The 18248-nt window shown below is 69.2% G+C and carries 16 protein-coding genes; 8 read left to right on the plus strand and 8 right to left on the minus strand.

Annotated elements, in window-relative coordinates:
• The first annotated feature begins 76 nt into the window (after window positions 1-76).
• Window positions 77-541, plus strand: a complete 465-nt coding sequence (locus tag ACG02S_RS20595) for a DUF1203 domain-containing protein (RefSeq protein WP_394472359.1) — start codon at window positions 77-79, stop codon at window positions 539-541.
• 10 nt (window positions 542-551) lie between these two features.
• Here ACG02S_RS20595 and ACG02S_RS20600 read toward each other — a convergent pair whose 3' ends face one another.
• The 3 genes from ACG02S_RS20600 to ACG02S_RS20610 form a co-directional block, all read right to left on the minus strand.
• A complete protein-coding gene (locus ACG02S_RS20600; RefSeq protein WP_394472360.1) occupies window positions 552-1784 on the minus strand; it encodes a saccharopine dehydrogenase family protein in 1233 nt (410 codons plus the stop codon).
• A complete protein-coding gene (locus ACG02S_RS20605; protein WP_394472361.1) occupies window positions 1784-2326 on the minus strand; it encodes a GNAT family N-acetyltransferase in 543 nt (180 codons plus the stop codon). Before ACG02S_RS20605 ends, ACG02S_RS20600 begins: the two co-directional genes overlap by 1 nt.
• A 196-nt stretch (window positions 2327-2522) precedes the next feature.
• Window positions 2523-4511 (minus strand): SDR family oxidoreductase, encoded by a 1989-nt coding sequence (locus tag ACG02S_RS20610; protein ID WP_394472362.1) that lies wholly within the window; start codon window positions 4509-4511, stop codon window positions 2523-2525.
• Between the two features lie 171 nt (window positions 4512-4682).
• Here ACG02S_RS20610 and ACG02S_RS20615 point away from each other — a divergent pair, with 171 nt between their 5' ends.
• Genes ACG02S_RS20615 through ACG02S_RS20640 form a run of 6 tightly spaced genes read left to right on the plus strand, consistent with a single transcriptional unit; the run spans window position 4683 to window position 9007 of the window.
• The gene (locus tag ACG02S_RS20615) at window positions 4683-5303 is read left to right on the plus strand and encodes a phasin family protein (protein ID WP_394472363.1); all 621 of its coding nucleotides are present in this window, start codon (window positions 4683-4685) and stop codon (window positions 5301-5303) included.
• 22 nt (window positions 5304-5325) lie between these two features.
• Window positions 5326-6612: a patatin-like phospholipase family protein gene (locus tag ACG02S_RS20620; RefSeq protein ID WP_394472364.1), complete on the plus strand. Its 1287-nt coding sequence runs from the start codon at window positions 5326-5328 to the stop codon at window positions 6610-6612.
• 23 nt (window positions 6613-6635) lie between these two features.
• Window positions 6636-7010, plus strand: coding sequence for a DCC1-like thiol-disulfide oxidoreductase family protein (locus ACG02S_RS20625; RefSeq protein ID WP_394472365.1), 375 nt, complete (start codon window positions 6636-6638; stop codon window positions 7008-7010).
• Window positions 7007-7549 (plus strand): demethoxyubiquinone hydroxylase family protein, encoded by a 543-nt coding sequence (locus tag ACG02S_RS20630; RefSeq protein WP_394472366.1) that lies wholly within the window; start codon window positions 7007-7009, stop codon window positions 7547-7549. Before ACG02S_RS20625 ends, ACG02S_RS20630 begins: the two co-directional genes overlap by 4 nt.
• Window positions 7542-8276, plus strand: a complete 735-nt coding sequence (gene ubiG / locus ACG02S_RS20635; protein WP_394472367.1) for a bifunctional 2-polyprenyl-6-hydroxyphenol methylase/3-demethylubiquinol 3-O-methyltransferase UbiG — start codon at window positions 7542-7544, stop codon at window positions 8274-8276. Before ACG02S_RS20630 ends, ubiG begins: the two co-directional genes overlap by 8 nt.
• The gene (locus ACG02S_RS20640) at window positions 8273-9007 is read left to right on the plus strand and encodes an SDR family NAD(P)-dependent oxidoreductase (RefSeq protein ID WP_394472368.1); all 735 of its coding nucleotides are present in this window, start codon (window positions 8273-8275) and stop codon (window positions 9005-9007) included. Before ubiG ends, ACG02S_RS20640 begins: the two co-directional genes overlap by 4 nt.
• On the opposite strand, the gene ACG02S_RS20645 is transcribed toward ACG02S_RS20640, so the two are convergent.
• From ACG02S_RS20645 to ACG02S_RS20665, 5 genes are all read right to left on the minus strand, one after another.
• Window positions 9008-10735 carry an ABC transporter ATP-binding protein gene (locus ACG02S_RS20645; RefSeq protein WP_394472414.1) on the minus strand — a complete coding sequence of 576 codons (1728 nt, stop codon included), beginning with the start codon at window positions 10733-10735 and terminating at the stop codon, window positions 9008-9010.
• A gap of 34 nt (window positions 10736-10769) precedes the next feature.
• Entirely contained in the window at window positions 10770-12506 is a 1737-nt protein-coding gene (locus ACG02S_RS20650) for an ABC transporter ATP-binding protein (RefSeq protein WP_394472369.1), read from the minus strand.
• Window positions 12507-12651: 145 nt separating this feature from the next.
• The gene (locus ACG02S_RS20655; RefSeq protein WP_394472370.1) at window positions 12652-13119 is read right to left on the minus strand and encodes a hypothetical protein; all 468 of its coding nucleotides are present in this window, start codon (window positions 13117-13119) and stop codon (window positions 12652-12654) included.
• 150 nt (window positions 13120-13269) lie between these two features.
• Window positions 13270-13410, minus strand: coding sequence for a hypothetical protein (locus tag ACG02S_RS20660; protein ID WP_394472371.1), 141 nt, complete (start codon window positions 13408-13410; stop codon window positions 13270-13272).
• A 230-nt stretch (window positions 13411-13640) separates the two neighbouring features.
• The gene (locus ACG02S_RS20665; RefSeq protein ID WP_394472372.1) at window positions 13641-15053 is read right to left on the minus strand and encodes a sodium:solute symporter; all 1413 of its coding nucleotides are present in this window, start codon (window positions 15051-15053) and stop codon (window positions 13641-13643) included.
• Between the two features lie 105 nt (window positions 15054-15158).
• Between ACG02S_RS20665 and ACG02S_RS20670 the strand changes: the two genes are divergently transcribed.
• On the plus strand, window positions 15159-18221 hold the full coding sequence (locus ACG02S_RS20670) for an ExeM/NucH family extracellular endonuclease (RefSeq protein ID WP_394472373.1): 3063 nt from the start codon (window positions 15159-15161) through the stop codon (window positions 18219-18221).
• The last annotated feature ends 27 nt before the right edge of the window (window positions 18222-18248 follow it).

Consider the following 18248-nt stretch of genomic DNA (forward strand, 5'->3'; position numbering starts at 1 on the left):
ACTCCGGGTCCGATAGCGGCCAGACACGGCCCGGTCGGTTGCGAAAAATCAGGGGCATCCCTTCAACGGAGCCTCCATGTCCTATCGCATCACCGGGCTGCCTGCCCACCCCTTTGCGCATCTGTTCGGCCTGGACGACGCGGGCCTCTCGCGCCACGGCGCGCAGCGCCTGACCGCCGGCGAACAGGATCGCTTCCCAGACCGCATCGAACTGCGGTTGGCCCGCCCCGGCGAGACCGTGCTGCTCGTCAACCACGAGCACCAGAGCGCCGACACGCCCTATCGCGCCCGCCATGCCGTCTTCGTGCGCGAGTACGCCGACACGGCATTTGATGCTGTCGACCGGCTGCCCGCCATGTTGCGCAGCCTGATGTCGCTGCGGGCCTTTGATGCGCAGCACATGATGGTGGACGCCGACGTTGCAGAAGGTGATGCCGTCGAGCCGCTCATCGAGCGCCTGCTGGCCCGGCCCGACGTGGCCTATGTGCACGCGCACTACGCGCGCCGCGGCTGCTACGCGGCGCTGATCCGGCGCGGCTGAGCGGCTGACTTCAGGCCGCCATCTCGAACGTCAGGCCTGCGCGCGCCTGCAGCCGGCGCACCAGCGCCAGGCCCATCGCGGCACCCGGCGTCCAGACGCCGCCGGGCGTCGCGTTGCGGTCCACGTCCTGCAGCAGGCACAGCGCGGCCTCGCTGATGAGCTTGCAGGTCGAGCCATAGCCCGGGTCGCGGTCGCCCTTGACGACGGCGCGCAGCTGCTGGCCCTCGTCGGTCCGGCCCGTGAACCAGACCTCGTAGCGCCCCGCCTCGCGCGCGGCGGCGTCGGGGCCGTCGCCCGGCTGTGTCAGCACGAAGCGGCGCAGCAGGAAGCGTGTCGGAGCAAAGCCCAGCGCGAGGTTCTGCAGCTTTGTGAAGCGGGCCAGCGCGACAGCCTTCTTGCGGCCCTGGTCGCCCTGCCCCGGCTTGCCAGTCAGCAGCTTCTCGCTGTAGATGAAGTCCCGGCCCCAGGGGTGGCCCCGCAGCGCATTGCTGCGGTGGATGTTCTTGGTATTGATGGCGGCCATGACGAAGGGGCCGCACCAGGCACCAGCCCAGTCGTCGAAATCGGCGGCCTGCCCGGCGGGCTGCCGGGGCCCCTTGAAACCACCGGCCAGCGCGAAAGGGTTGACCATCAGCTGGGCCAACGCCGGCTCGCGGCGCACCGCCTCGACGGTTGCCATCAGGCTGGCGAAGGTGCCGCCGGAGAAGGTGCCCTTGAGCCGGGCCACCCGGCCCCGCACCTCGGGCAGTGGCGCACCGAAGCGCGCATGAGCCTGGGCCTGCAGGTAGACCACACCGAGGTCGAAAGGGATGGAGTCGAAGCCGCACGAGAACACGATGCGCGCGCCGCTCGCTTCGGCCAGCGTCGTCAGCTTCGGGATCATGCGTGCCATCCACAGGGGCTCACCGCACAGGTCCACGTAGTCCGTGCCGCGCTCGGCGCAGGCGGTTGCCAGCGGCTCGCCGTACAACTGATAAGGGCCGACGGTGGTGATGACGCCGCGCGTGCGGGCCACCAGCGCCCGCAGTGCGGCGTCATCGGACGCATCGGCCTGCAGCAGCGCCACGGATGGCGGCAGGTGCAGTTCGTCGCGCACCTTGGCGAGCTTGTCGAGGTTGCGCCCGGCAATGGCCCAGCGCACGCCGGCCGCGCCGCTGCGGTGCAAGTACTCGGCAACGAGGCGCCCGGTGAAACCGGTGGCGCCGAAGACGACGAGATCGAATTCGCAGGCCCTGCCGTCCATCAGGCCTGGCCCTTCATCGCCATCCAGTCGCTGCGCAGCAGCGACAGCGAGTGGCAGTCCACGTACTCGCCGGCCACGAATACGATGCCGCGCTGTATGCCCTCATGCTTGAAGCCGCACTTCTCGGCCACGCGGCGCGATGCATGGTTGTGCACCGACATGCCGCAGGACAGGCGGTTCACCGGCCAGTTGCCGAACAGGTAGTCCACCAGCAAGCCTGCGGCCTCGCTGGCCAACCCCTGGCCTCGCATGGCCACGTCAGCCATGGTCCAGCCGATCTCGCGCGCCGTCGTGTAGCGCGCTGCAGCGAAGTGGACGACGTCGCCGATGACGCTGCCATCCACGAGATGGCAGATCATCAGCCGCTCGGCATCCTCGTTGGCAAAACCGTTGTCCTTCCAGCGCTGGTCCACCGCATGCGGCGTCATCATGCGCGTGCCAATGAACGGACCGAACACTTGTGGATCTCCGGTGGTGCGCTTGATCCACGGCAGATCCTCTTCGGTCACGTGGCGCAAGCCGACGCGTTGTCCTCTCAGCATGTCTTCAGTCCCCTGAACGAAGCGCCCGGCCGAAGCCGGGCGTGGCAACAAGACTCGAGTTTCGGGCCGAGCGCCGGGACGCCCCAAGCCGACCCGCCTTGCGATGTTGCCCGGCTCGATGCCCAGTCAATCGCCGTCCCCACGGGGGACCGACCGGACTCCGGCCGCGTTCAGCGGGGCGAGCCTGGGCGACGGGTCAAAAATGTATTCCGCGCATCATCTGCTGCAGCGCGATGGCCTCGGGAGACAGGCCGCCCTTGCCCTTTTCCCCCTTGGCCGCGTCGCTGTCCGGGAACATGCGGAAGGTCGTGTTCATGACGATCTGCGCGATTCGGGGCGCCGCCGCGTGCAGCAACTCGCCCGACACGCCCAGCCGCGTGGCGATGCGCACCGGCTTGTTGATGCAGGCCTCGGCAATCATGTCTGCGGCCTCTTCGGGCGACAGTGTAGGCACGTTGTTGTAGATCTTGGTGGGCGCGATCATGGGCGTGCGCACCAGCGGCATGTTGATGGTGGTGAACGTGATGCCGGTGTCGGCGAACTCACTGGCGGCGCAGCGCGTCCAGGCGTCCAGCGCGGCCTTGCTGGCCACGTAAGCCGAGAAGCGCGGTGCATTCGTCAGCACGCCGATGGAGCTGATGTTGACGACGTGGCCCTTCTTCTTGGCCTGCATGCCGGGCAGCAGGCCCATGGTCACGCGCAGGCAACCGAAGTAGTTCAGGTCCATCGTGCGTTGATAGTCGTGGAAGCGGTCGTAGCTGCTTTCCACGGCGCGGCGGATGGAACGCCCCGCGTTGTTGATGAGGTAATCGACGCCGCCGAAGGTGTTGCACCACTCGACGAGGTTGGCGCAGCCCTCCGCGTCGGCGATGTCGCAGGCGAACGCGTAGATCTGCGCCTGCTTGCCGGCCTTGTCCTTGATTTCCTTGACGGCGTCGTCCAGCTTGACCTGGTCGCGCGCGCAGATCAGCGTGACGGCACCGGCCTCGGCGAACTTGACGGCCGCAGCCAGGCCGATGCCCGACGAACCGCCGGTCACCAAAACCACCTTGCCACCGGCCGCGCCCCTCAACGAACGGTCGATGAAAAGCGCCGGGTCGAGGTGGCGCTCCCAGTAGTCCCACAGCCGCCAGGCGTAGTCGTTCAGGTCGGGGCAGGACAGCCCCGATCCCTTCAGCGCGGCCTCGGTGTCGCGGCAGTCGAAGCGGGTCGGGTAGTTGATGAAGGTGAACATGTCCTCGGGCAGGCCGAGGTCTTTCATCACCGCGTTGCGGATGCGGCGCACCGGCGCCAGCGCCATCAGGCCCTTCTTCACGCTCTTGGGGATGAAGCCCATCAGCGCGGCGTTGATGAACAAGTTCATCTTGGGCGCATGCGCGGCCTTGCTGAAGATGTCCAACACGTCTCCCACGCGGTAGCCCTTGGGGTCCACGAGGTGGTAGCAGCCCTGCCCCTTGCTGACCTTGTGCGAGATGTGGTCCAGCGCGTCGACGACGTAGTCCACCGGCACGATGTTGATGCGCCCGCCCTCCAGGCCCACACTGGGCATCCACGGCGGCAGTATCTGGCGCATGCGCTGGATCAGCTTGAAGAAGTAGTAAGGGCCGTCGATCTTGTCCATCTCGCCGGTGGTGGAGTCGCCGACGACGAGTGCCGGGCGGTAGACCGTCCACGGCCGCTTGCACTCCTTGCGCACGATCTTCTCGCTCTCGTGCTTGGTCATGAAGTACGGGTGGTCCAGGTTCTCGGCCTCGTCGAACATGTCCTCGCGGAACACGCCCTCGTACAGGCCTGCCGCGGCAATCGATGACACGTGGTGCACATGGCCCGCGTCGATGGCCTGCGCGAACTCCACCATCGAGCGGGTGCCCTCGATGTTGACAGCCACCTGCGCCTCCTCGTCGGCGCCCAGGTCGTAGACGGCGGCCAGGTGGTAGAGGTGGTCGATCTGGCCCTTCAGGCCCTTGATGACATCGCTGGCCACGCCCAGCTTCTTGCTCGTCAGGTCGCCATAGACGGGAATCACGCGGGTCTTGGAGACGCCCCAGTAGGCCAGCAGGCCGGGCAGCTTGTCGGCACTCTCCTGGCGCATCAAGAAGTGGACCGTGCTGCCACGCCGCGCCAGCAGCTTCTTGACGAGGCGCTTGCCGATGAAGCCGGTGGCGCCAGTGACGAAATACTGCATGCGGGGTCTCCTGCTTTGGGGTTTCGCTTGATTCTTCATCACGGCCCGCGCCCGCTCGCTGCGCACTTTCCCGGGGACCGGCATAGAGCGCTGCCACTAGGAACGCCCGTACCGACGGGGCATGCGGCGGCTACAGTTCCTGCGCGAACTCGCACACTCGAAAGGACAACCATGGTCAAGAAGCTCCAGAAGATGGCTGACAAGAAGAAGGCTGCGGCCGCCACCGGCTTCCCCGCTGGCCTGCTCGACAGCGCGATGGCACAGAACATCAAGGACAGCGCCCAGCAGATCTGGGCGGCGGGCCTGGCGTCCTTCTCCAAGGCCCAGGGCGAGGGCGGCAAGGTCTTCGAGGCTCTGGTGGCCGAAGGCGTGAAGCTGCAGAAGAAGACCCAGTCCGCCGCCGAGGAAAAGCTCAGCGCGGTGGCCAGCAAGGTCAGCGACGTGGCGGGCGATGTCGGCGCCAAGGCCGGCCAGCATTGGGACAAGCTGGAATCCATCTTCGAGGCCCGCGTGGCCAAGGCGCTGCAAGGCCTGGGCGTGCCGACCAAGGGCGACATCGACGCGCTGATCGAGCGCATCGACGCACTGGCCAAGGCCACCGGCACCGAGCCCGCCAAGAAGCCCGCTGCGAAGAAGGCCGCTACGGCGGCGAAGAAGGCGCCAGCGGCCAAGCCTGCTGCAGAGCCGGCCAAGAAGGCTGCCGCCAAGCCGGCAGCCAAGGTCACCGCCAAGAAGGCCGCACCGGCCAAGAAAGCCCCGGCCACCAAGAAGGCCGCCGCCCCCAAGGCCTGATCGTTCCTAGCATCTGACGACCATGCGCCAGCCCAAGATCGGCCTGGCCCTGGCCGGCGGAGGCCCACTGGGCGCCATCTATGAAGTTGGCGCCCTTTGTGCTTTGGAGGAGGCCATCGGCGGTCTGGACTTCACCGCCTGCGACGCCTACATCGGCGTCAGCGCCGGCGGCTTCATCGCCGCCGGCCTGGCCAACGGCATGACGCCGCGCCAGCTGTGCGCCGCCTTCATCTCCAACACCGCCGAGGCGCCGGACCGCTTCGACCCAGCCGAGCTGCTGCTGCCGGCCTGGCACGAGTTCGGCGAGCGGCTGCGGCTGCTGCCGGGGCTGCTCTCCGAAGCCGCGCGGGAGCTGCTGGAGGGGCGTTCGCGCCTCAGCACCCTGGAGCGCCTGGGCCGCGTGCTGCCCACCGGCCTGCTGTCCAGCGAGCGCTTCGGCGCGGCGCTGACGCGGGTGTTCGACGAACCGGGCCGCAGCAACGACTTCCGCCAACTGCGCCACCGCCTGGTATTGGTCGCCACCGACCTCGACACCGGGGAGGCCATCCCCTTCGGCACGGATGGCTGGGACCACGTGCCCATCTCTCGCGCCGTGCAGGCCAGCGCCGCATTGCCCGGGCTGTTCCCGCCGGTCGAAATCGACGGCCGGCACTACGTGGATGGCGCACTCAAGAAGACGCTGCACGCCTCCGTGCTGCTGGACCGCGGGCTGGACCTGCTGATCTGCCTGAATCCGCTGGTGCCTTATGCCAGCGACCGACGCGCTCCGCGCGAGGGCCGCGAGCGCCATGCCAAGAAGCTCGCCAGCAAGCTGGGGCGCACGGCCGCGCTGCAGCCGCGTATCCCCCGGTTGGTGGACGGCGGCCTGCCGCTGGTGCTGTCGCAGACCTTCCGCTCGCTGATCCACTCGCGGCTGGCGCTGGGCATGAAGGGCTACGAGCGCACGCACCCGCAGACCGACATCCTGCTGTTCGAGCCCGACCCGCGCGACGCGGAGCTGTTCCTGGCCAACACCTTCAGCTACAGCCAGCGCCGGCGGCTCGCCGAGCACGCTTACCAGGCCACCCGCGAGCTGCTGCGCGAGCGCGCTGCCGGGTTTGCGCCCAAGTTCGCCCGGGCCGGCCTTCGCCTGCGTGAAGACGTGCTGGCCGACCGCGAGGCGCGGCTGCTGCCTGCACCGGGCGAAACGCGCACCGAGCTGGCGCTGCGCCAGTTGCGCGGCAGCCTCGCCATCCTGGAAGCACGACGGGATGTCGCCGCAGCGCAGCGGCTGGCAAAGACCAACAAGCCCGAGCGCCAGCAGGGTTGACGGCAGGCGGGCAACATGCGGACATGTCCGATAGCCCACCCCAGAGCGCGCCTCCCACGGTCTATTTCGACGGTGATTGCCCGGTCTGCAGTCGCGAGATTGCGGTGTACCAGCGCCTGCCGGGCGCGGAGTCGGTGTGCTGGGTCAACGCGGCGGCCTGCGATGACGGGGCGTTCGGGCCCGGCCTGACCCGTGACGCCGCCCTGGTGCGGCTGCATGTGCGCCGTGCCGACGGCTCGCTGGTGGGCGGCGCCGCCGCCTTTATCGCCATTTGGGCCGCGCTGCCGCGCACGGCGAGGCTGGCACGATGGCTCAACCACCGCCCGGTTGTGGCGCTGCTGGACGCGGCGTACAACGCGTTTCTCGTGGTGCGCCGCACATGGCGTCGCGCGTCATGAGCACTGTGCTTGAGCGGCCAGCGCTGCCGCACGCGCTGGTCGCCGACCTGCGCACCGACCATGCCGGCGAGACCGGCGCGGTCTACATCTACCGCGGTGTGCTGGCAGTCAGCCGCGACCCGGCCTTGCGCCACTTTGCCCGGCGCCACCTGGCGACCGAGCAGCATCATCTCGACGTGGTCGAAGCCTGGCTGCCACCGGCCCAGCGCAGCCGGCTGCTGCCGCTGTGGCGCATCAGCGGCTGGCTGACCGGCGCACTGCCTGCGCTGTTCGGCACGCGTGCGGTCTACGCCACGATTGCTGCGGTCGAAACCTTTGTCGACGGCCACTACCAGGAGCAGATTGATCGCCTGACGGGCAACGCCAACTGGGCGGTGCTGCGTGCGGAACTGGAGGTCTGCCGCCAGGACGAAGTGCATCACCGCGACGAGGCCGCCGCCGCGCACGGCGGTGACGCGCCGGGGCCGTGGCTGCGTGCGTGGTGCGCGATGGTCGGCCAGGGCTCGGCAGCGGCGGTGTCGGTGTGCCGCCATGTCTGAACAGCGCAGCACTGTCATCCCGGCCGAGGTGGCCCGTTTCGACGCCTGGAGCTCCACCTGGTGGGACCCGGCAGGCCCGATGCGTCCGCTGCATGTCACCAATGCGCTGCGCCTGGCCTGGGTCCGCGACGCGATCGCGCGCCACCACGGTGGCCGGTCCGACCTGAGCCTGCTGGACGTGGGCTGCGGCGGCGGCTTGATGGCCGAGCCGCTGGCGCGAGCCGGCCTGCGCGTGGTGGGCATCGATGCGTCGGCCGGCAACATCGGCGCTGCCCGTAGGCATGGACGCGACGTGGCACAGCTGGACTATCGCGTCGGGGAGCCCGCCGTCTCGCTGCGACCCGACGAGCACTTCGACGTCGTGCTGGCGCTGGAGGTGGTGGAGCATGTGGACGACGTGCCGGCCTTCCTCGCCCGCGTGGCCAGCCACGTCGCGCTCGGCGGTCTGCTGATTGCCTCCACCATCAACCGCACTGCGCGCAGTTGGCTGCTGGCCATCGTCGGCGCAGAGTATGTGCTGCGCGTGCTGCCGGTGGGCACGCACCGCTGGCAGCAGTTCGTCACGCCTGCCGAGCTGGACGCTGCCGCTATGCACTGCGGGCTGCGGCCGCTGCAGCGGCTGGGCATGCGCTACCTCCCGCTGCTGCACCGCGCCAGCTGGACGCCAGACACCTCGGTGAATTACCTGGCGAGCTATGCCCGCCCTGATTCGGAGACTTCCGCATGACTCCCATCGTTCTCGTCACCGGTGCCCGTGGCGGCATCGGCCGCGCGCTGTGCGCTCAGTTGCACGCCCAGGGCTGGCAGGTTGCCGCCGTAGGCCGCCATGCCTCCGGCCTGGCCGACGTGACGGCAGCCCTGCACATCCAGGCCGACACCACCACGCCCGAGGGCGCCGCCGACGCCCTGCGACAGTGCCGCGAGACGCTGGGCGTGCCCTCCCGGCTGGCCCACTGCGTCGGCAGCACGCTGATCGCGCCGCTGCACCGCAGCCGGGCGGAGCAGGTGCGCGACGTGCTGCGCGTCAACCTGGAGAGCGCGCTGTTCACGCTGGGCGCCTGGGTTGAAGCGTTGCGTGAGCCTGCGCGGCCCGGCGCGGCGGTGCTGGTCAGCTCGGTGGTAGCCGGCATTGGCGTGGCCAACCACGAGGCCATCGCGGCGGCCAAAGGCGGCATCGAGGCGCTGGTGCGCAGCGCCGCGGCCACCTACGCGCCACAGGGACTGCGCGTCAATGCGGTGGCCCCGGGCATGACCGACACACCCATGACCGCCATCATGCTCAAGCAGCCGGCCATGCGCGAAGGTGCTGGCAAGCAGTATCCGCTGGGCGGTGTGCAGACGGCCGAGCAGGTGGCCGGCGTGATTGCCTGGTTGCTGTCCGACGCGGCGGACCGGCTCACGGGCCAGGTGCTGCCGGTGGACGGCGGCTTCACGCGCATCCGGCCACTCGTGCGGTAGTCAGACAGGCTCGGCGTCGTCGGGCTCTTCCAGCGTCTGCAGCTCGACAAGGCGACGGTACAGACCGCCGTCGACCGCCATCAGCTCGTCATGACGGCCCCGCTCCTGCAGCCGGCCGTGGTTCAGCACCAGGATCTGGTCGGCCGCACGGATGGTGGAGAGGCGGTGAGCAATGGCGATCACCGTCACGCGCCCGTGCAGCGCCGCCAGCGCCGCGCCGATGCGCGCCTCGGTCTCGCTGTCGACGTTGCTGGTGGCCTCGTCCAGGAACAGGATGCGCGGCGCGCCGGCCAGCGCGCGGGCCATGGCCAGCAGCTGCTTCTGACCGCTCGAAACGCGAGCGCCACCCTCGCCGAGACGGGTGTCGTAGCCCTGGGGCAGCGCGGTGATGAAGTCGTGTGCACGGGCATCCCGGGCGGCGGCCTCGACGGCTTCGTCGGTGATGCCCGGCCGGCCCATCGCGATGTTCTCGCGCACCGTGGCCGCCATCAGGAAGGCCTCCTGCGGCACCAGGCCCACTGCGTCGCGGAAAGCGGCGTCGGGCACGGCTTCTAGCGGCTGCCCGTCGACGGTGATGCGGCCCTGCTGCGCCGTGTAGAAGCGCAGCAGCAGCGACAGCAGCGTGCTCTTGCCGCTGCCCGTGTGGCCGACGATGCCGGTGAAGCTGCCGGCGGGAATGTCCACCTCCACGCCGTGCAGCACCGGCCGCGCGGGGTCGTAGCCGAAGGTCAGTTCCTCGATGCGCAATGCGCCGTGCGAGACCGGCGCGCCATCCTGTGGCGGCCCACGGAACTCGGCCTCCTCCAGCAGCGCCCGCACTCGCGACGCGGCGACCATGGACTGCTGCAGCTGGCCGAACTGCATGGTGATCTGGATCAGCGGCTCGACGACGCGGGCGATGTAGCTGAGGAAGGCGTAGAGCAGGCCCACTTCCATGCCCGACAGCTCGCGCCGACCGAAGCCATAGATGACGGTAACGAGCAGCAGAACGTTCAGCAAGTCCAGCGCCGGGCGCAGCAGCCAAGCGTTGGCGCGCAACTCGGCAATGCGCGACAGCCGGTGCTCGGCGTTCACCGCCTCGAAGCGTTCGCCGAAACGCCCCGCAGCGCCGGCCGCCTGCAGCACCGCCATGCCGGCCATGCTCTCGGCCATCTGCGCGTTGATGTCGCTGCGCAGTTGGCGCGTGCGGCCCACGGCGGGCGCAGACAAGCGCTGGTAGGCCAGGATGATGACCACCATGGCCGGCACCAGCGTGGCGACGATGAGCATCAACCGCCAGTCCAGGAATGCCATCGCCACCAGCGAGCCGAGGACGACGATGGTCGAGTCCAGCATCACGTACAGCACTTGTCTGTACAACTGGTTGACCGCCTCGGTGTCGTTGGTGACGCGGCTGACGAGCTGGCCGGTGATGGCCTTGTCGAAGAAGGCCATGGGCAAGGCCAGCACGTGCGCGTAGACGCGCTCGCGCAGCCGCAGCACCGAGCGCCGCGCGACGCCGGCCATGCGCGACAGCTGTGCGTAGCGGATCCAGCTGGCCGCCCAGCCGGTCAGCAGCACGGTGGCCAGCAGCATCGCCATCGCGCCGAGGTCGTAGTTGCCGGGCAGCAGGTAGTCGTCGATGTAGCGCTTGCCGAGGATGGGAGCGAGCACCTCGAGACCAGCGGCGAGCAGCAGCCAGAGACCGCCGCGGATGAGCTGCGGGCGTTCGGGGCCTGCCGACTCCATCAGCAGGCCAACGCTTTGCCAGGGCTTCGGCGCTTCACTCTGCTTCAAGGCTGGCCTCGATTTGTTGATAGCGCCACTGCGAGGCATACCAGCCACCGTGTTCGAGCAACTCGGCGTGCGTGCCGCGCTCGATGACGTGGCCCTGCTTCAGCACGATGACCTCGTCGGCTTCCATGACCGCCGACAGCCGGTGCGCAATGACGATGACGCTGCGGTCGGGCCGTGCGGCGCGCAGCTCGCGCAGGTGGTCGAGTATGGCCGTCTCGGTGCCGGTGTCGACGGCCGACAGCGCGTCGTCCAGCACCAGCAAGGGAGCAGCCGACAACAGCGCCCGCGCGATGGCCACGCGCTGGCGTTGGCCACCTGACAGGGTCACGCCGCGCTCGCCCACCTCCGTCGCGTAGCCCTTGGGCAGGCGCTGGATGTCGTCGTGCACGGCCGCGAGCCGCGCGGCGGCCTCGATGTCGGCAGGTGTGGCGCCAGGTCTTGTCAGCGCGATGTTCTCGGCCACCGAGGCCGAAAACAGGAAGGCCTCCTGCGGCACCCAGGCGATGTGGGAGCGCAGCGTGGCCAGCGAAAGGTCTGGCAGCTGCACGCCGCCCAGCATCAATCGACCGGCGTCGGGCTCGGACTGACGCAACAGCAGCCGCACCAGCGCCGACTTGCCGGCACCCGTCGCGCCCACGATGCCCAGTGTGCGGCCCGGCGCGAGTTGCAGATCCACGCCCTCCAGCGCCGGCCGCTTGGCGCCGGGGAAGCTGAAGGTCAGTCCCTCGGCACGCAGCTCTGGCCGGGCCGGCAGCGCCGCCCGGCCCTCGTCGGCCAGCGTCAGCGGCGCATCCAGCACCGGCGCCAGCCGCGCCCAGGCGGCCCGCCCACGCTCCAGCAGCGCCAGCACCCAGCCGGCGGCGAACATCGGCCAGATCAGCTGGCCCAGGTACATCGTGAACGCGGTCAGCTGCCCAATGCTGATCTCGCGCTGCGCCACCAGCCAGCCGCCCACCGCCAGGGCGATGGCGGTCGCGGCGCCCAGCGTCATGCCCACGGCGGGCTCGTAGGCGGCCTCCCAGCGCTGCGATCGGAACGCCGCCTCGGCTGCGCTGCCGGCCAGCTCGCCGAAGCGCTGCTCGCTGCGGCCCACCAGCCCCAGTGCGCGCAGCGTGCGAACGCCGGCCAGGCTCTCCTGAACCTGCGTGTTCAGCGCGCCGAAGCGGGTCAGCGAGTCCTGCGCGGCGGTGTGCAGGTGCTTGCTGATCCACCAGAACGCCAGCGCCATCAGCGGAAACGGCAGCAGCGCCGCCAGGCCCAGCCGCCAGTCGATGGCGAGGGTCATCATGGCCAGCACCAGCACCAGCGTCTGCGTGCCGTCGAAGCCCGCCAGCATGGCCTCGCCGGCGGCCTGCTCGACGGCGTCGATGTCGTTGGTCGCCAGCGCCATCAGGTCACCAGTGCGCTGCCCCTGGAAGTAGGCCGGACCCTGCAGCGCCAGCCGCGCGAACAGCCGCGTGCGCAGCCGGGCGCCGAGGCGGTAGGCGGCCTTGAACAGCATCAGCCGCCAGCCCACGCGCAGCAGGTAAATGACGAGGCCGGCCAGCACGAGCAGGCCCAGCTGCTTCAGCAGCGCGTCGCCCTTCAGACCGCCGGCGACGAGGTCATCGACGACGTGGCCAACCTGGCGCGGGATCCAGACCGTCAGCGCCGCAATGCAGCTGAGCATGGCCGCGGCCGACGCGTAGGCGCGCCAGTGCTCGCGCACGAAGGCGGCGAGCATGCGGGTGAGAGAGGTTGACGAGAAAACAGGAGAGGCAGACAACATGCGAAGGCGGAGTGTCGCCCGACGGGCGCATGCCGCAGGCGCTGCGCGACCGGCTCACTCGCTGTGAGGGGTGAGGCGCGAAGCGCCTGACTTCAGGGCTTCAGGGCTTCAGACGAGTGAGCCGGATCACGAAGGACGCCTCCTTGCCGTCGGCGCCCGTCCACCGCTGGGTCACGCTGACCGCGTCCGGTGCCACCTGCTCCCAGCAGAAGGCGCTGGGGGCGTTGATGGGTTCGAAGCAGGCCTTGCTGGCGCTGATGGACGTGGCCCGCCACGTGAACGGGCCCCAGGTGGATATGACCTCGCCGTCCTGCAACGCGACGGTGCTGCTGTCCGTGGCCTTGTTGAAGCCCGCGTCGGCATGGCGAATTGAGCGCAAGAGCCGCGGTTCGGCCAGCACGTACTCGTCAAAGAACGCCTTGCCGTCGGGGCCGACGCCCTGCCATTTCCCTTCGAGGAACCGGAGCTGGGAGAAGCTGGACTCAGTGAACATGGGTGAGGCGTGAGCTGCAGTTGCAAGCACCGCGGCACAGAGCAGCACCGCAGCTTGCCGACGGGTGGTGGACATGGTGTGCATGGGCTCGGGCCGGGGTTGGAGGCGGAGCCGCGTGGTGCGCGGCAGGCGCGGAGGGTACACGGGCGCGCTGCTCGGCCGCAACGGACATCTCCGCGGTTGCGAGTCATTGCGTCACTGCATGAACCGCGTGCGAAGTCGCGCCTACGCTGGGCGCGTGCCGAACTCGGTGATGACCTCGATCAGACCGACGATGTTGACGTTCAGCTCCTCGAGGCGTTCGGCAGGCAACCACCATTCGGTGTGCAGTCCGCCGCCCACCTGCTGGACCGGGAACTGGCCCATGAACGCACGTCGCACCTGGAAGCGCGTGACGCATCCATAGCCGCTGGCGGGCACGTTCCAGTCGCGCGCAATCTGCTCTGCGTAGGCCTGGTTCGTGACCGGGTAGAAGATGGGTTGGTCAGGTAGGCGCGGCGGTCAAGCGCGGAAGCCTGCCTCCTCCACCAAGCGCAACTCGGCAGGCCCGGTGGGACGGTACAGGGTGACGGTGTCGTCGAGCATGGCGCGCGGTATCACGAATGCGAGGCCTGCGCCCGCGTGCCGGCCAGCCACAACCCCGCCCACGTCAGCAGCCCATTCAGCAACAGCAGCTCCAACCCGATCTGATACCCGCCCCACGGCTGCCCGAAGTCCAGCGCCGCGCACAGCAGCGGCGCCGCCACGCACACGGCAACCAGCGCACGACCTGGCACCGCCCGCGGCGTGAACATCGCAAAGGCGAACAGGCCCAGCAGCGGGCCGTAGGTATAGCCGGCCAGCTTCAGGATCAGGTAGATCATGCTGGTGCTGTCCAGCGCCTTGAAGCCCAGCACCAGCGCGAGGAACAGCACCGCAAATCCCAAATGCACGCGCTGACGCGTGCGGGTGTCTTCCTTGCCGACGCGCAGCAGGTCCAGGCAGGTGCTGGCCGTCAGCGCGGTCAGCGCGCCGTCGGCGCTTGGCAGCAGCGCCGACACCAGCGCCAGCACGAAGACGATCTGCACCCACGCCGGCAGGTGCTGCATGACGACTGTCGGGAACAGCGCATCGCCCTTGGCCGCCAGGCCGTGCTCCTGCGCGTACAGCGCCAGCAGCCCGCCCAGCAGCAGGAAGACGGCCACCACCACCAGCATCAGCACGGCAAGCACCAGCAGGTTCTTCTGCGCGTCACGCAGCTTCGCGACCGACAGGCTCTTCTGCATCATTTCCTGGTCCAGCCCCGTCATCGCGATGGCGATGAACATGCCGGCCAGCAGCGCCTTGACCGAGAAGTCGCGGCTCAGCGGGTCGCCCACCCACACGCGGGACAGGCCCGCGGCGTCCAGCTGCGCGAACGCGTCGGGCCGCCACAGCAGCACGGTGCAGACGATGAGGCCGATCAGCATGCCGGCGGTCTGCAGCGTGTCGGTCCACACCAGCGCTTTTACGCCACCCTCCACCGTGTACAGCAGGATCATCACCAGCACCACCGCCGCGCCCAGCCAGAACGGCACGCCCAGCGGCTGCAGGATCAGGGTGTGCAGCACGGCCACGACGAGGAACAGCCGCCCCGTGGCACCGAGGGTGCGGCTGAGGATGAAGTAGGCCGAACCCAGCCGCTGCGCGGCCGGCCCCAGGCGTTCGCCGAGCAGGCCGTAGATGGAGGCGAGCTTCAGCCGGTGGTAGGCGGGCAGCAGCACGAAGGCGATGACGGCATAGCCGAACAGCTGGCCGATGACGATCTGCAGGTAGGTGAAGCCGTTGACGGCCACCGAGCCGGGCACGCTGATGAAGGTGACGCCGGAAAGCGACGTCCCGATCATTCCGAACGCGACCACAGGCCAGGGACTTTCCCTGCCCCCCACGTAGAAACCCTCAGCGCCAGAACCGTGCGAGACGCACCTCGCCAGTACCAGCAGCCCGGCGAAATAAGTGAGAACCCCGATCAAAAGCAGTGCAGGCGACATGGGCGCGAATGATGACTCAAACCACCCCCATAAATGCGGTGGATCAAATCGTCACGAAGCGTCCCTACGATGCGCGCCGTCCCGGGCAATTTTTACTACTCCGTCATGCAACTCAAACCTCTGGTCGCCCTTCTTGCCGCGGCGTTTGCCGCTCCCGCTGCATTCGCAGCGGGCAACGTCGTCATCAGCCAGGTCTACGGCGCAGGCGGCAACAACGGCGCCGTGCTGACGCATGACTACGTCGAGCTGCACAACCGCAGCAGCAGCACGGTCAGTCTGGCGGGCTGGTCGGTGCAGTACACCAGCGCGGCCGGCACCGGTGCCCTGGGTGCCAGCGGCAACCTGGTGACGCTGTCCGGGTCGCTGGAGCCGGGCCAGTTCTACCTGGTCCGCATGGCGGGTGGCGCCAATGGCGCCGCGCTGCCGACGCCCGACGCCACCGGCACGATTGGCATGTCGGCCACGGCCGGCAAGGTCGCACTCGTCAAGCAGGCGGCCTCGCTGGGCTGCAATGGCGGCAGCAGCGCCTGCTCGCCCGCGCAGATGGCCCTGGTGGAGGATCTGGTGGGCTTCGGCAGCGCCAACTTCTTCGAAGGCACAGCGCCCACGCCTGCGGCCTCCACGACGCTGGCCGTGCTGCGCGCCGCCAACGGCTGCACCGACACCGACGACAACGGCGCCGACTTCGCCACCGGCACCCCGGCGCCGCGCAACAAGGCCAGCGCATTCGTCACCTGCGACGGTGGCAGCGGCCCCGTCAACGCCCCCATCGTCCCCGCCTGCCCCGACCAGGTGGCCGTGTCCGGCACCGCGTCCGGTTTCACCGTGCGCGCCAAGGACACGGACAGCCGCGTCACCGCCGCCACCGTGGTGGGCAGCCTGCCAGCTGGCGTGACGCTGGACAGCTTCGTCGCCTCGACCGAAGACAACACCGACGCCGCGCAGTCATTCAACGTCTCCAACACGCTGGCCGCTGGCAACTACACCCTCGGCTTGAAGTGGGACAACGACGAGGCGCAGACCGCCACCTGCTCGTTCAAGCTCTCGGCGTCCGGCGTCGTCAGCATCCCGGCCATCCAGGGCGCCGGTGCCAAGAGCCCACTGGCCGGCACCGCCGTGACCACCAGCGGCGTGGTCACCAAGCTCATCAACAACGGCTTCTACCTGCAAGACCCGGTCGGCGACAACGACGCCGCGACATCCGACGGCATCTTCGTCTTCACCAGCAGTGCACCTACCGTGGCCGTTGGCGACCAGGTCACGGTGTCGGCCAGCGTGGTGGAGTACTCGGTGTCCAGCAGCGCGGCCAGCCAGGCCAACCCGCTGACGGAGCTGAGCAACGTCGCCGGCATCACCGTCAACAGCTCGGGCAACGCGCTGCCGCAGCCGGTCGAGGTCAGCCTTGCGGCGCTGGCCACGCAGGCCGCCATGGAGCGCTATGAAGGCATGCTGGTGCGCATCACCGATGCGCTGACGGTCAACCAGACCAACTTCGTCGGCAGCTGGGGCCAACTGACCGTGTCGGCCGGTGGCCGCACGTTCACGCCCACCAACGTCGAGCGCCCCGGCCCCGCCGCGCAGGCGCTGCAGGTCGCCAACCTGGCGCGCAGCGTGGTGCTGGACGACGGCAGCTCGCTGGGCACGCCCAACCCCACGCCCTACCTCTGGCAGGACGGCACCGTGCGCGCCGGCGACACGCTGGAAGGCGTGACCGGCGTGGTCGACTTCGGCCCGTCGACGGACGCAGCCACCGGCCCGCTGTCGTACAAGATCCACCCGACCGCCGCACCCGTGTTCGCACGCCCGACGCCGCGCCCGGCCGCGCCGCCGGCCGTGGGTGGAAACGTCCGCATCGCCAGCGCCAACGTGCTGAACTACTTCACCAGCGGCGGCGGCAGCGCCTTCGTGCCCGGCAGCGGCACGAGCTGCCAGGTGGACTGCCGCGGCGCCAACAGCCTCGCCGAGTTCAACCGCCAGCGCACCAAGATCCTCGCCATGCTGTCGGGCATGAACGCAGACGTCGTGGGCCTGATGGAGATCCAGAACAACGGCAACTTCGCCGTGCAGGACCTGGTCAACGGCCTGAACGCGCAGCTGGGCGCCGGCACCTACGCCGCCGTGCCGCTGCCCGCCGCCGGCACGGGCACCGACGCGATCCGCGTGGCCATGATCTACAAGCCCGCCAAGCTGGGCCTGGTGGGCGCGTCGATGTCCGACACGAACACGGTCAACAACCGCCCGACCTTCGCGCAGGGCTTCGTCACTGCCAACGGCGAGAAGTTCGCGGTGATGGTCAACCACCTGAAGTCCAAGGGCTGCGGTGGCGCCTCCGGCCTGAACGCCGACCAGGGCGACCTGCAGAGCTGCTTCAACGACGACCGCAAGGATCAGGCGCAGCGCCTGCTGACCTGGCTGCCCAGCGTCAAGGCCACGGCGCAGACGGAGGACGTCATCCTCATCGGCGACATGAACGCCTATGCCAAGGAAGACCCCATCCATCTGCTCACCAGCGCCGGCCTCGTGGACATCGTGGGCCAGTTCGATCCGCTCGACTACAGCTACGTCTTCGACGCGATGGCCGGCCGCCTGGACCACGCGCTGGGCACCGCCAGCGTTGCGGCCAAGGCCGTGGGCGCGACCAGCTGGCACGTCAACGCCGACGAGCCGGAGATCACCGACTACAACCTCGAAGGCCGCGCCACGGGCAACGACTGGTACCAGCCGTCGGTGTTCCGCGCGTCGGACCATGACCCGATGCTGATCGGGCTGAATCTGGTGAAGGCCATCGGCGGCACGGCCGGCCGCGACACCCTCGTCGGCACGCCGGGCGACGACGTCATCGAGGGCGGCGCCGGCGCCGACACGCTGACCGGCGGGGCGGGTGCCAACCAGTTCGTCTACGGCAGCATGCTTGACCAGGGCGACGTCATCACCGACTTCGTGCCCGGCAAGGACACGCTGGTGCTGACCCGTCTGCTGGCCTCGCTGGGCATCACCAGCGCCGACCCGCTGGCCAGCGGCCACGTGACCTGCACAACCTCGCCCGCCGGCGCAGTCATCAACATCGACGCCGACGGCAGTGCCAGCGCCACCCAGCGCCCGCGCTCGTTGCTACAGCTGCGCGGTGTTGCCTGCGGTGCGCTGACCGCCAGCAGCTACAAGTTCTGAACATCAAGTCACCCAGAAGGACAACAA

The organism is Pelomonas dachongensis, assembly GCF_043555865.1.
Classification (GTDB): domain Bacteria; phylum Pseudomonadota; class Gammaproteobacteria; order Burkholderiales; family Burkholderiaceae_C; genus Pelomonas; species Pelomonas dachongensis.

Coding starts and splice junctions, on each gene's coding strand:
- ACG02S_RS20660 (WP_394472371.1), bottom strand. CDS start 13,410: ATGGGCCAGTTCCCGGTCCAGCAGGTGGGCGGCGGACTGCACACCGAA.
- ACG02S_RS20630 (WP_394472366.1), top strand. CDS start 7,007: ATGAGCACTGTGCTTGAGCGGCCAGCGCTGCCGCACGCGCTGGTCGCC.
- ACG02S_RS20665 (WP_394472372.1), bottom strand. CDS start 15,053: ATGTCGCCTGCACTGCTTTTGATCGGGGTTCTCACTTATTTCGCCGGG.
- ACG02S_RS20655 (WP_394472370.1), bottom strand. CDS start 13,119: ATGTCCACCACCCGTCGGCAAGCTGCGGTGCTGCTCTGTGCCGCGGTG.
- ACG02S_RS20670 (WP_394472373.1), top strand. CDS start 15,159: ATGCAACTCAAACCTCTGGTCGCCCTTCTTGCCGCGGCGTTTGCCGCT.
- ACG02S_RS20610 (WP_394472362.1), bottom strand. CDS start 4,511: ATGCAGTATTTCGTCACTGGCGCCACCGGCTTCATCGGCAAGCGCCTC.
- ACG02S_RS20620 (WP_394472364.1), top strand. CDS start 5,326: ATGCGCCAGCCCAAGATCGGCCTGGCCCTGGCCGGCGGAGGCCCACTG.
- ubiG (WP_394472367.1), top strand. CDS start 7,542: ATGTCTGAACAGCGCAGCACTGTCATCCCGGCCGAGGTGGCCCGTTTC.
- ACG02S_RS20645 (WP_394472414.1), bottom strand. CDS start 10,735: ATGGAGTCGGCAGGCCCCGAACGCCCGCAGCTCATCCGCGGCGGTCTC.
- ACG02S_RS20615 (WP_394472363.1), top strand. CDS start 4,683: ATGGTCAAGAAGCTCCAGAAGATGGCTGACAAGAAGAAGGCTGCGGCC.
- ACG02S_RS20605 (WP_394472361.1), bottom strand. CDS start 2,326: ATGCTGAGAGGACAACGCGTCGGCTTGCGCCACGTGACCGAAGAGGAT.
- ACG02S_RS20600 (WP_394472360.1), bottom strand. CDS start 1,784: ATGGACGGCAGGGCCTGCGAATTCGATCTCGTCGTCTTCGGCGCCACC.
- ACG02S_RS20650 (WP_394472369.1), bottom strand. CDS start 12,506: ATGCTCGCCGCCTTCGTGCGCGAGCACTGGCGCGCCTACGCGTCGGCC.
- ACG02S_RS20595 (WP_394472359.1), top strand. CDS start 77: ATGTCCTATCGCATCACCGGGCTGCCTGCCCACCCCTTTGCGCATCTG.
- ACG02S_RS20625 (WP_394472365.1), top strand. CDS start 6,636: ATGTCCGATAGCCCACCCCAGAGCGCGCCTCCCACGGTCTATTTCGAC.
- ACG02S_RS20640 (WP_394472368.1), top strand. CDS start 8,273: ATGACTCCCATCGTTCTCGTCACCGGTGCCCGTGGCGGCATCGGCCGC.